The organism is Shewanella putrefaciens, assembly GCF_016406305.1.
In the GTDB taxonomy this organism is placed as follows: domain Bacteria; phylum Pseudomonadota; class Gammaproteobacteria; order Enterobacterales; family Shewanellaceae; genus Shewanella; species Shewanella putrefaciens_C.
The window spans coordinates 4376962-4389882 of sequence record NZ_CP066369.1 but is presented as its reverse complement, the minus strand read 5'-3'; the positions used below and the strand labels follow the sequence as shown (position 1 = coordinate 4389882).

Below are 12921 nucleotides of genomic sequence, written 5' to 3'. Positions count from 1 at the left end.
TTGTGCGAGCTAACAATAAACGACCTTTGCTGTATCGGAGCTGAATATCGAGGGATTTCTATCCCTTAGCTGCTTATTTAGCTTAATCCTTAGACTGTTAATGCTCTGACCAGCGTTGGGAATGTCATTATTTCATTGCCTTACTTCCCGCTTTAGATGAAATTTTTGCCTATTTATGATTAGCTGTAGCCATTAAAAACAACAATAAGCACTAAGGATGGAAGATGGACAAACTGTTATTGGGATTAGCGCTGATTTTTATCGTGACCTACCTTTGGTACGTCAGCCTAGTCAAAAAGCGCAATACCGCCCTTGAGGCGTTATCGGGTATCGATGTGCAGCTCGCTAAGCGTGCCGATCTGGTGCCTAATATCCTTAAAATCGCCAAACGATTTATGGATCATGAAAAGTCATTACTCACAGAGATCACTGAGTTGCGCGCGCAATTCACCCGCAGTTACAACAAAACTGACCCTAGCGCCGTCAAAGAGCATATTGCCCAAGCCGAGCAACTGAACAGTAAAATGGGCGCGCTGATGGTCAGTGTGGAAAATTACCCCGAACTTAAATCCGACAATACTATGTTAGAGGCGATGCAAACCTACAACGAGGTTGAAGCCCATATTTCCGCCGCGAGACGTTTTTACAACTCGGCCGTTGCCGAGCTGAATACGGCGGTTGAAATTTTTCCTGGGTCGATAATTGCTTCTATGGCGAGCATTAAAGTGATGCCATTTTATGAGGTGGATGAGGCTTCCAAGGCGCCTATCGATGCCGCTGATTATCTCTAAATCCCCAACTTTTTGTGGTGGGGTCATGCCCTCAAAAAGGGCAATATAGATGAATATATTGTCCTTTCTCCTAGGTCGTCCGATTAAAGCTCAGCGGCAGTCTTCTGCATTGTCTGCTGATCCCGCCGAGTTACCGCAATTACAAGCCTATTATCAGACGCACCTCGCCCCCATAGCCATGGGATATGAGACAAAGCGGGTCGCTTGCCTCAAGGCTACCCGTAAACGCTTATATTTGAGTTTGTTGATTGTCTTAGGCCTAGTGTTATTGGCTGTGGTGGGGTGGAGTCGCGGCCTTGTTCTGTTTCCTCTGCCGCTGCTGGCGTTATTGGGCCTAAGTCTATGGAGCTTTGGTCCCACTCGACAATTTAAACGTCAGGTGCAGCAGGAAATTTACCCCATCATGTTTAAGTATTTTGGCGATGACTTTATCTATAACCGCGAGATGCGTGTCGATATGAATCGGCTCGCGGCGGCGAAAGTCTTACCCAATTACGACAAAGCGAGTTTTGGTGACTATATTCACGGCCAATATAAAGGGGTAGAACTGATCGTCAATGAGCTTACTTTGACTAAGGATGTGAAGGTCGAAGAGCTGGATATCAGTACCAATAGGCGAAGAACCGTGACGCGGACGGAAACTCGATTCCGTGGGCTCGTTGTGGAGTTAAGCAGCCATAAGACCTTTATGGGTCATACTGTTGTGCTTAGGGATCGTGGCGGGTTAGCCAATTTTTTCTCCGACAGCCATGCTGGGCTTGAGCGCGTAAAACTCGAAGATCCCCTGTTTGAAAAGGAGTTTGATGTCTTTTCTACGGATCAAATAGAGTCACGCTATTTGCTCAACACAGCATTTATGGCGCGTTTACTGGAACTTTCGACACATTTTAACGGCGAGATCCAATGCGCTTTCTTCAGAAGTAAGTTGATTATGTTCCTGCCAAATCGCCGAAGCCATTTTCATATGCAGTCTATTTTCCATGGCGCGAGTTTTTCAGCAGAATTTAGCCAGTTAAACCGTGAGATGAAGCAACTCTTTGCTATTATTGAAGTACTTAAACTTAATCAATACACGGGGCTTTAATGTCGTTCACTCGTCCACAGCATACTCGTGCGTCACTCACACTCACTCGTCAACTCGGGTTTAGCCTGTGGGTGATCTTGTTTTCGATGATGCCCAGTGTCAACGCAGAGGAAAGTGCGGCTAAACCTAAGCCTCGTATCGTGGCGCGTTATTCTGATACTGGTATCGTCAGCAGTGAAGGTCAGGAAAAAGTTAAAGTTTATCAATATCAACAGGCCAATGGGGTCACAGTATTTACCGATAAAGCCCCAAGTACCAGCCAATATCAAATCTTACTGTTCGACTGCTTTGCCTGTCGCCCAGACTCCACTATCGATTGGAATCGCATCCGGCTATTTACCCGGAATTATGACGCTTTGATCTCCAATGCGGCCCATAAACATCAACTTGAACCCGCCTTAATTCGCGCTGTGATCCATGCCGAGTCGGCCTTCAATGCCAGGGCCTTGTCCCGCAGCGGTGCTATGGGGTTGATGCAATTGATGCCTGAAACGGCCAAAGAAATGGGCGTGACTAATGCGTTTATTCCCGAGGAAAACATTTTTGGTGGCAGTAAGTATTTGGCGCAAATGCTAAAACAGTTTAATGGTGATATCACATTAGCCTGCGCCGCCTATAATGCTGGGCCAACGACCGTTACCCAATACAATGGAGTTCCACCCTATCCTGAAACCCAGGCCTATGTTGAGCGGGTGAAAATCCTGTTGAAGCGTTATCGAGGCTTGAAGGGGGCTTAGAACTGTATTTAGCTTCGCTCGCTCAGTGCGCTCAGTATGCCTAGTGCACTTAGTCCCGTAGCAGCGAGCATAACGTCTACTCGCTGCCCTGTTTACCTGATATTACTCGCCTACTTCCCATTTGACTGTGACGTTACCGCCCGCTTGTCCTAGGGTTTTTCCGAGATAGTCGATTAATTCGGTTGCGATTTCATCTAATTGCCAAGGCGGATTGATGATCCACAATCCCGCCGCTGTCATGCCAAATTCGTCGGAGTCGGGTTTAATGGCCTGCTCAATTCTCAGTTGACGCTTAATCCCACTGCTGGCGAGGCGCGATAACATGCCCTCGGTCTGGGCGCGGTTTACCACCGGATACCACAAGATAAACACCCCAGTAGCGAAACGTTTGTGCGCTTTAATCAGGGTTTCGGCGACATCTTGATAATCGGTTTTCATCTCATAGCTAGGATCGACTAGCACTAAGGCGCGGCGCTCTAGTGGCGGTACTGCGGCAATCAGCCCTTTTAAACCATCGCCCTTGATGACTTTAACTTGCCTGTCTTCACAGAAATAATCGTCTAATAACACATAATCAGTGCTGTGCAGTTCGTGCAGCAGCATGCGATCCTTAGGACCCAGCTCCATATCGATAATGGCCGGAGAACCTGGGTAGAAGTTGAGTTCCTCTGGATTTTCTTCATTAAAGTGACGCACCGCCGCGACATAATCCTGCAGCGATTGCGGCAGGTCAGTTTTATCCAAAAGTTTAGCCACACCTTCGAGATACTCGCCCGTCTTCTGAGCAAACTCATCCGTTAAGGCATAACCACCCGCACCCGCATGGGTATCGATATACACGAGTGGTTTGTCTTTCTTATGCATTAACTGCAGGGTTTGCAGCAAAATGGCGTGTTTCAGCACATCGGCATAATTGCCGGCGTGGTAACCGTGGCGGTAACTTAACATGGAGGATCCTAGTTATTGGCAAACAAAGCAAAGGGAGGCAAATGCATGTCGCCAATTATACCTAGGATGCGCTAATGCGTAAAATTAATGCCTCAGTTAGCATTCTTTTTATGGGTGAGCCAGTGTGCAGGGGTTTGCAGTTGAAACGTTTTTAGCCAAAGCGCGGCGGGCGCCGGTTTACCAAATAAATAGCCTTGAAATTGTTCACATCCCAGTGCTGTGAGCTGTAATAATTGGGCTTCGGTTTCGATCCCCTCTGCAATAACATTCAGTTTTAAACTTTTTGCTAACAGAATTGCGGCGTTAACAATTTGAGTGTGACGTTCGCTAATGCCCAGTTGGCTAACGAAGTAGCGGTCGATTTTAATCGTGTCGGCGCTGATATCAATCAACTGACTCAATGACGCATGACCAGTGCCAAAATCGTCAATCGCAATCGAAACGCCCATTCGAGCAAGGGTGTTTAAGCGTCGACCAGTTTCTTTATGAGTTGAAAATACAGAGGTTTCAGTAATTTCAATTTCAAGTAATGGGATGAGTTCGGGATGATTCATATAGGTTTGAATCAACACCTTAAAGAAGCGATCCGACAGAATATCTTGCCCTGATAGGTTGAAGGCAATCTTAGTCATAGGGACATTTTTCGGCCAAGAACGGATCAGTTGCAGTAACTGCCTAAACACTTTTATCGCAAAAATTGCCTGTAATTGCGATGACTCTATGATGGGAATAAAAGTGCTGGGCATGATCATGCTGCCGTCTTTATCGAACATTCTGGCGAGCGCTTCAAAGCTGACAATATGACCATCGGCCATGACTTTGGGCTGTAGCCACATTTCCAGTCTGTTGTGTTTCAGTGCATCGCGAATTTTGCTTTCTTGCGAGGACGCCTCAAGTAAATTGTTAATTAAACCAATGTAATACACTATAACTGGGTTAGCTTGGGTGGTTTGTTTGATGGCAATCAAGCATTGCTCGGCGGCTTGCTGCGGTGCGGATTTATGGCCCGAGCAACAACCAACTCGACACTCTAAATGGTACTCAATCTGTTGTTCTTGCTTTAGTTTTAAGCGTGTGGGGATGCGCTGACGCAGTTGTTGTGCCAGCATCTCTGGGGAAACTAACGGCAGGTCGGTTATTTCCAGTGCAAATGATGCGCCCCTAAAGCGATATATTTTGGCGTGATTGCCGAAGCGCTCTTTAAGCTCTAAGGCAAAGGCTTTTAGGATGGCATCTCCAACGCCTATCCCAAAGGCGGCGTTGATTTGGCTCAGATTATCAATCTTAACCAAGGCCACTGTCATTTCTTGATGAATTGCACTGGGGGCGGGGTTGTACCAATGGTTCTCGTTGGGTAGACCCGTGACTAAATCATAAAAATGCGTGCTGATATGGTGTTTTTTGAGTCGATTGAGTTCGAGCGCATGGTTGGTTTGTGCCGTGATATCGTGGCAGTGAAACAACAGGGTATCGTGGTGCTCCAATGAAGCTTTCTGCAGTAGGTATCGGTTGCCGTTATTGTGTCTTAAGCGGGTATGGAATGAGGCGGCCAGCAAATTAGTGCTGGTATCTTGGTCCAGTTCAAAAATGTCACACAGGCGAGTGCTATTGAGTGTAACGTCTCCAGCGATTTGTTTCGCCGCATTATTCAAGTTGAGGATCACACCATCTTCATTGCAGAAGAAAGAGGCTGTGCCATTATTGTCAAAGATTTCAGCATATTGATCTAAGGAGCGTTGCAGCGCGTTTTGATGCCTAATCATCTGCCGTGCGTGGACTTTCTGGGTTTTTAGCAGACGCATGGCCGACAAAGGAATGCAAATATTAAAAAACATAAACAACAGCCCGTTGAGATAAGCGTGGGTTGCGGGCAGGCTAATATCCACATCCACAATGGGCGGGAGATTGTGGTTACGTAGCAGCAATAAAAAAGGCAGCACATTGAAGCACATCATCCAGAAGGCGACTTTTCTCCCAAACAGGAAAAGCGCCATCAGCGGCAGCGTATACAGGAAGGTAATTCCCGCCTGCGACAAGGTAAAATCAGGAATAAACAACAGCATCGCCAAGCAGGCTGCCACCACCATGGCCAGCAAGCTGATAGAGCTCGCCAGTAAATATCGACGGGTAAACCATAACGCGAGGAACAGGACGGTTAAAAAACTGACCGTAATGCCAATAATAAAGCTGAGGTTGAGTTCATATGCGATCAATGAGCTGTGCAGCACTATACTGGTGGTCAGAATGGCGCCACTCAGCAAAATAATCCGCAATAAACTGGTTTTTAATATGGTTCTATCGGGGCTTAAAAAGTCTTGCTCCCTGATAAACAAAAAACCTTTCAGCCAGTTAAGCAAAAAATGTCCTTATTCCGTATGGAAGTTACAAGGTCAACTCGGAATAAGACATATAACACAAATCGAACAACTGTTACATAAATAGATTTTTGCCGTTATCAATCAGTGGATTACATTGTGATTTGTGTTTGAGTTTGCCTAGAATAACTTAGACAAATTGACCCATAAAATAATGAACATTAACAAGATGATTGACCGAGTTACATATTCACGAAGAAGATTTTTAGGCATAATGGCCATTATTCTCCATCATCTAAGCAGTGATCCCTTTGCCTATTCCAGTCTTTTTCAATCAGCAATACCCAACACTTGTGGATATTTGTGCCCGTTGGCAGCTTGTGTTTGATGCGAATGCAGCATTTGAATTGCGTTTTGAATCAGACACTTTGACTCTGCATAAGCGGGATGAACCTAAGCTCGATGGTATTATGGTGGACTTTGTGACTGGCGCCGTTGCCCATAGGCGCAAGTTTGGCGGTGGTCGTGGTCAATCCATTGCCAAAGCTGTTGGGTTAAAGCAAGGCGTTACGCCAAAAGTGGTCGATGGCACTGCGGGTTTGGGGCGTGATGCCTTTGTGCTCGCAAGCCTTGGCTGCACTGTCACTATGGTGGAGCGCCATCCTGTGGTGGCCGCATTATTAGAAGATGGCCTGCGCCGCGCCTATCAGGATGCCGAAATCGGCGACTGGATGCGTGAACGGATGCAGCTTTTCCATGGTTCCAGCCTCGAAGCACTCGCCAAACTGGAGCAAGAGGTCGATGTCGTTTACCTCGATCCTATGTACCCTCACCGTGATAAATCCGCATTGGTGAAGAAGGAAATGCGGGTATTCCAAACCTTAGTCGGTGCCGATCTCGATGCCGATGGATTGCTCGCCCCCGCCATGGCTCTAGCCAGTAAGCGTGTTGTGGTTAAACGCCCCGATTATGCCGAAGACCTCGCTGGCGTTAAGCCCAGTATGGTAATCGAAACTAAGAAAAACCGCTTCGATGTCTATATTAAATCGGCAATGAAGTAGTGAATTTCATTCGTTTTTCATTCGACTGAAATTACTTAACCATTTGATATAATTATTTTTGTTGTGCTTTCTTGGCGGATTGCACAACCTTATCTGTGCTTTATATAAAAGGAAATATTATGAAGTTAAAGACAATATCTGTCTTATTAATGTCTTCAGTTTTAACGGCTTGTGCAACTAGCGGTTATAAAGTTGCTTCAGGAAAAGAAACCGCCTCGCTTCGTGTGTTATCGACTGACAGTGCTAATACCTCGGTATGGATTGATAACACTGAAGGTTGTATCAAGCATAATTTCATTCCAGGTGGTGAAATTGCTGTATTAGGTATGAAAGCGAATTTATTGGCAAATCGCCAAGCAGGCCGGAAAATCGGGATGCCGTTGTATCGTTCAGATGTCCATGAAAAGCAACAAACTGAGTTAAAAGTAGAGGCGGGAGTACCACTTTCATTCTATTTTGCAGGTGTATGGGTTGACGGCGCTAACACGCGAATTGATGGTTATACCTATTGTGTGAAAAAAGTTAGTTTTACGCCTAAAGCGGGAGCAAATTACGAAGCTCAGTATTTTGTGGATAAGATTAACGGAAAAAATCAGTGCACAATTAAACTGTTTGATATTGTTGAGGATAAAGGTGATTTTGTTAAGACCGAAGATCCAAACTATCAACTGATCACTGAGATCTGCAAATAGACATCATAAAGTCAGTGTATAAGGAAGGCCAGCGACTCTACTTTTTCCTTGAGACGGCATGGTGCTTTCCAAAGTGTTTTGCGTTTAAATGCATAAAATAAAAAAGCGCTAACCTAGGTTAGCGCTTTTGTTTTTGAATAAAGGTTATGTTTATCGCACTAAGGTAAACAGTGGGGTTTGACTGACCGCTTGAAAATCCAGCGCCATGGTTACACTGAGTGCTGTGATGGTAATGATTGAAAAACCAAACACTTGTCTGGCCCAACGTGGCATATCCACATCTTGACGATAACCTTTGAGGGCCATAGTTAACCACCAGAGGCTGGTGGCACAGGTCACGGCCATAAAGGCGGTGCCTGTGTAACCTGCGAGTGGCAGCATAGTGCTGACCAAGGCGAACACTGCGATATAGAGCACTATATGGTGCTTCGCCTTGGCCATCCCTTCGGCGACGGGCAGCACGGGGATCTTCGCGGCTGCATAGTCATTAAAGCGGAAAATCGCGATGGCGTAGGAGTGTGGCATCTGCCAGAGACTGAACATTAGCAATAAAATCACTGCGCCCATATCCATTTGACCTGTCACGCTGCAATAGCCCACCACGGGCGGTACTGCGCCCGAAAAGCTGCCGACTAAGGTGCCGTAAACCGAGTTTCGCTTCATATAGAGGCTATAAATCCCGACATAAACGACGTAGCCAATCGCGGCAAACAGCAGGGCTAAGACATTGGTGAACAAGGCTAAGATGCCAAATCCAAGCACGCCTAAGGCGATGCCAAACAGCAAAACATGACTTAGGGGGATTTCGCCCGTGACGGTGACGCGTTTGCAGGTGCGCTGCATTTTGGCGTCAATGTCACGGTCAATACAGTTATTAATCGCACAACCTGAGGCGACGACTAAGGATAATCCCACTAAGCTTGCCAGCATCAAGACCAGATCCACATCGCCCTTCGCGGCCAATAGGAAGCCGCCAGCAACGGAAATCAGATTCCCGAAAATGATGCCAGGCTTAGTCACCTGTACATACCCTTTGAAGCGTGCTTTCCATTGCGTCGATGTCAATCTAGCTTGTGTGTTCATTTGCTGTGTCTCGTTACATCATCAAAGCGTTAGCTTCGAGAATGATCCATACCGACAAGCCCACCACCATAACTATGATCAGCGCGGTAAATAGGAAGGAGAAGGTGTTGATCTTGCCTTCCTTAGAGAAGTCCAAGTGCAGGAAGTACTTAAGGTGTACCAAAATCTGCACCAGTGCCGTGACAATAACGATGGCAAGCGTTGTCGATTGCTCGAAGTGATGGGTCATTACCGCCCAGAATGGGATGGCCGTTAACACCACTGACAGCACAAAACCGACTAAGTAAGACTTGATGCTGGCGGCCAGATCGTCTGCGCCATGGCTATTATGCTGGGATTGAGTATGTGCGCCCATTACAGTGCTCCCAATAAGTACACAACGGTGAATACGCAAATCCACACGATGTCGAGGAAATGCCAGAACAAGCTTAAGCAGCTCAGGCGAGTGATGCTGCGGTTACCTAAGCCCGTTTTGGCGACTTCAATCATCATGATCGCCATCCAAATTAACCCAGCGGTCACGTGCAAGCCGTGCATGCCCACTAAGGTGAAGAAAGATGACAGGAAGGCGCTGCGTTGTGGGCCGTTGCCATGTTCGATCAGGTGATGGAACTCATAGACTTCCATGCCGATAAACACACAGCCCAGTGTAAAGGTAATGGCTAACCAAGTGAGGGTCGCCGCTTTGTTGTGGCGCTTAGCGAAAATCAACGCGAAGCCATAGGTAATACTACTGAGCAGCAGGGCTGCGGTTTCGATCAGCACAAAGTCCAGTTCGAAAATGTCTTTACCCGATACACCGCCGTCGGTGTTCATATAGAGCACGGCGTAGGTGGCGAATACCGATGCAAACAGGATGCAGTCGGTCATCAAATAGAGCCAAAAACCAAACAGGGTGTTGCCACCCGTGCCATGGTGCTCGTGGTGCTCATCGGCGTGAGCAACTTCTAAATCAGCTGGGATTGCAACACTCATATCAGCCCCTTACTACATTGTTTAAGTGAGCATTTTCAATGCGTGCCACTTCATCGGGTTGAACGTAATAGTCGACATCGTTGTTATAAGCACGGAATAAGAACACGATAAATGCGCCCACCATGCCCACAATCGCGAGCCACAGAATGTGCCAAATCGCAGCAAAGCCCGCGGCGGTAATGCCCAGCGCCATCAAGATACCGCTTGGGGTATTCTTCGGCATATGGATTGGTTGATACTGTTTTTGGCGTTGATATGCTGTGCCTTTTTCTTTGGCATCGGTAAAGGCATCGATATCAGATACTTGTGGCAATTTAGCAAAGTTGTAGAACTGTGGTGGTGATGCGGTTGACCATTCCAACGTGTGGCCATTCCAAGGGTCGCCCGTGGTGTCACGATTTTGGTCGCGGTCACGGATACTCACGTACAGTTGCACGAATTGCAGAATGATACCGACCATGATGATGCAGGCACCCACGGCAGCGATATAGATCCACAGGTTCCATGCTGGGTTATCGATGTGGTTGATACGGCGAGTCATACCCATAAAACCGAGCACATACAGCGGCATAAAGGCCACATAGAAACCAATTTGCCAGCACCAGAATGAGGCTTTACCTAAACGTTCATTTAAGTGGAAACCCGTCGCTTTCGGGAACCAGTAAGCAAAACCGGCTAAGTAACCGAACACGGCACCACCGATAATAGTGTTATGGAAGTGAGCGATCAGGAACAAGCTGTTGTGCAGTACGTAGTCGGCGCCCGGTACAGCCAATAACACGCCCGTCATACCACCGATGGTGAAAGTCACCATAAAACCTAAGGTCCACAGCACTGGCACAGTTAAGCGCAGACGGCCGCGGTAAATGGTGAATAACCAGTTAAACAGTTTTACCCCAGTCGGGACCGCAATCACCATGGTCATCACACCGAAGAAAGCGTTGACGTTGGCGCTCGAGCCCATGGTAAAGAAGTGGTGTAACCACACGATAAAACCGAGGATCGAAATCGCGCCGCTGGCCCATACCATGGAGGAATAGCCGAACAGACGCTTAGAGGTAAAGGTTGAAATCACATCCGAGAAGATACCGAACGCAGGTAAAATCAGGATGTACACTTCAGGGTGACCCCAAGCCCAGAACAGGTTGATATACATCATGGCATTACCACCACCATCATTGGTGAAGAAGTGGAAATCCATGTAGCGATCGAGTGTTAACAGCGCTAAAACCGCGGTCAGGATCGGGAACGAAGCCACGATCAGGATGTTGGCCCAAGTACAAGTCCAAGTGAAGATGGGCATTTGCATCAGCTTCATGCCAGGAGCGCGCATCTTAAGCACTGTCGCGATAAAGTTGACCCCGGTTAAGGTTGTCCCTATTCCCGAGATCTGCAGCGCCCAGATATAGTAATCGACCCCAACCCCCGGACTGTAAGCAAGCTCAGATAGAGGCGGGTAAGCCACCCAACCCGTCTTAGCAAACTCACCTAAACCTAATGAAATATTGATCAGCACGGCACCAGAGGCGGTTAACCAGAAGCTGAGGTTGTTCAAGAAGGGGAAGGCAACGTCGCGGGCACCGATTTGCAGTGGCAGCACTAAGTTCATTAGACCGATCATAAATGGCATTGCCATAAAGATAATCATGATCACGCCGTGGGCGGTGAAGATTTGGTCGTAATGTTCAGGCGGCAGATAACCTGCTGCGCCATTGGTGGCCAGTGCCTGTTGGGTGCGCATCATGATGGCGTCGGAGAAACCGCGGATCAACATGATGAAGGCAAGCACTATGTACATGATACCGAGGCGTTTATGGTCAACCGAGGTTAACCAGTTATGCCAGAGCACGCCCCATTTTTTGTGTTTAGTGATCAAAGCTGCGACGTACAAGCCTATCAGGGCAACAACCGCAAGGGTCACCATGATGATAGGCTCATGATACGGGATCGCATCTAAGCTTAATTTACCGAGAAAAGACATGATTACTCCGCCTCCACTGGGTGAGTGGATGAGTGTTCTGTAGATGAAGTGTCAGAATGGGTTGAGCCTTCCATGTCGGCCATCTTCTGTGGGTTTGGCATGTTCTGCATATTTGGCATCGCCTGTTCGCTCGCCATATGCGCCATATCGTGGTGCATGCCAGCCATATTGTGGTCGGCACTCATGTGTTCCATACCTTCATGGCCTGCCATGTGCTCGTTTGAGTCCATGTGCATGTATTGCATAACGATTTGATCGAACATGCCGTGACTAACTGAGCCAAAGTATTCAACAGGATTGTTTTCACTCTGCTGTGCTAAGGCTTGGTAAGTCGCAGAGTCTAAGGTCTTAGTCGCCTGTTGTTTTGCCTTGGCTACCCAAGCATCGAAGTCGGCCGCCGTTGGCGTGGCAATGGCTTTAAACTTCATGCCCGCAAAACCTGCGCCGCTATAGTTAGCGGAAATACCGTCATAGCTGCCGGGTTCGTTGGCAATCAGGTGCAACTTAGTCGTCATCCCGGCCATTGAGTAAATTTGGCTACCTAACTGCGGGATAAAGAAAGAGTTCATGGCGGTATCAGAGGTGATCTTAAAGTTCACTGGCACATTAGTTGGGAAGGCCAGCTCATTTACCGATGCGACACCTTGTTCTGGATAGATAAACAACCATTTCCAGTCCATAGAAACCACTTCAACCGTAATTGGCTTGGCTTCGTGTTCCAGCGGTTTATAGGGGTCGAGATCATGGGTTGAACCCCAAGTGATCACGCCTAGAATCACGACGATCACTATCGGCACAATCCAAACCACGGTTTCAATCGCGCTCGAATGGGACCATTTAGGCGCGTAAACTTCCTGATCTCGACCATCGCGGTACTTCCAAGCGAAGAACAAGGTCATAAAGATCACGGGAATAACCACAATCAGCATGAGTAGGGTAGCGATGATGATCAGGTGCTTTTCATCGGCACCGATCTGGCCCTTGGGGTCCAATACGCCGCCATCACAGCCTGCGAGCATCAAGGCAATTGCCGCGAATGCGACTTTACTTAAATTTCGAATTAACAAAGGAAGATTCCTCTAACCCTAAGGTTTACAACTCTGCCCAGAGAGATTGGCAGTAGCATTAAGCGGCGTTATCCGAAGGAAAATCCGAAGTGGCTCGAGCGCGGCACAAAAATGCCTGCCACCCCAATGCAAGATCGAGGATCGACTTTCAGCGCTTAATGCTAAATTTGAATTTTAAAACAGAGGG

Annotated in this window: 12 protein-coding genes; 5 read left to right on the top strand and 7 right to left on the bottom strand. The window is 47.4% G+C overall.

The genetic code is table 11. From position 1 onward, the window contains the following. The first annotated feature begins 224 nt into the window (after positions 1-224). Genes JFT56_RS19060 through JFT56_RS19050 form a run of 3 tightly spaced genes read left to right on the top strand, consistent with a single transcriptional unit; the run spans position 225 to position 2612 of the window. Positions 225-791, top strand: coding sequence for a LemA family protein (locus JFT56_RS19060; RefSeq protein WP_198781531.1), 567 nt, complete (start codon positions 225-227; stop codon positions 789-791). 49 nt (positions 792-840) lie between these two features. After that, positions 841-1875, top strand: coding sequence for a DUF3137 domain-containing protein (locus tag JFT56_RS19055; RefSeq protein ID WP_198781530.1), 1035 nt, complete (start codon positions 841-843; stop codon positions 1873-1875). Next, on the top strand, positions 1875-2612 hold the full coding sequence (locus tag JFT56_RS19050) for a lytic transglycosylase domain-containing protein (protein ID WP_198781529.1): 738 nt from the start codon (positions 1875-1877) through the stop codon (positions 2610-2612). Before JFT56_RS19055 ends, JFT56_RS19050 begins: the two co-directional genes overlap by 1 nt. 102 nt (positions 2613-2714) lie before the next feature. Here the strand turns inward: JFT56_RS19050 and JFT56_RS19045 are convergent, their stop codons facing one another. Next, entirely contained in the window at positions 2715-3560 is an 846-nt protein-coding gene (locus JFT56_RS19045; protein WP_198781528.1) for a 23S rRNA (adenine(2030)-N(6))-methyltransferase RlmJ, read from the bottom strand. A gap of 92 nt (positions 3561-3652) precedes the next feature. After that, a complete protein-coding gene (locus JFT56_RS19040; protein WP_198781527.1) occupies positions 3653-5917 on the bottom strand; it encodes an EAL domain-containing protein in 2265 nt (754 codons plus the stop codon). Positions 5918-6177: 260 nt separating this feature from the next. On the opposite strand from JFT56_RS19040, the gene JFT56_RS19035 reads away from it, so the two are divergent. After that, positions 6178-6936: a class I SAM-dependent methyltransferase gene (locus JFT56_RS19035; protein ID WP_198781526.1), complete on the top strand. Its 759-nt coding sequence runs from the start codon at positions 6178-6180 to the stop codon at positions 6934-6936. 119 nt (positions 6937-7055) lie between these two features. Continuing rightward, positions 7056-7628, top strand: coding sequence for a hypothetical protein (locus JFT56_RS19030; RefSeq protein WP_198781525.1), 573 nt, complete (start codon positions 7056-7058; stop codon positions 7626-7628). Between the two features lie 150 nt (positions 7629-7778). Here JFT56_RS19030 and cyoE read toward each other — a convergent pair whose 3' ends face one another. From cyoE to cyoA, 5 genes are read right to left on the bottom strand one after another with little or no spacing between them, the layout of a single operon-like run. Beyond that, positions 7779-8711: a heme o synthase gene (gene cyoE / locus JFT56_RS19025; RefSeq protein WP_198781524.1), complete on the bottom strand. Its 933-nt coding sequence runs from the start codon at positions 8709-8711 to the stop codon at positions 7779-7781. A 13-nt stretch (positions 8712-8724) separates the two neighbouring features. After that, positions 8725-9066 (bottom strand): cytochrome o ubiquinol oxidase subunit IV, encoded by a 342-nt coding sequence (cyoD, locus tag JFT56_RS19020; RefSeq protein ID WP_198781523.1) that lies wholly within the window; start codon positions 9064-9066, stop codon positions 8725-8727. Continuing rightward, entirely contained in the window at positions 9066-9686 is a 621-nt protein-coding gene (gene cyoC, locus JFT56_RS19015) for a cytochrome o ubiquinol oxidase subunit III (RefSeq protein ID WP_198781522.1), read from the bottom strand. The genes cyoD and cyoC overlap by 1 nt, the downstream gene beginning before the upstream one ends. A 1-nt stretch (position 9687) precedes the next feature. Then, positions 9688-11667: a cytochrome o ubiquinol oxidase subunit I gene (cyoB, locus tag JFT56_RS19010; RefSeq protein ID WP_198781521.1), complete on the bottom strand. Its 1980-nt coding sequence runs from the start codon at positions 11665-11667 to the stop codon at positions 9688-9690. 2 nt (positions 11668-11669) lie between these two features. Further along, positions 11670-12734, bottom strand: a complete 1065-nt coding sequence (cyoA, locus tag JFT56_RS19005) for a ubiquinol oxidase subunit II (protein WP_198781520.1) — start codon at positions 12732-12734, stop codon at positions 11670-11672. Between the last annotated feature and the right edge of the window lie 187 nt (positions 12735-12921).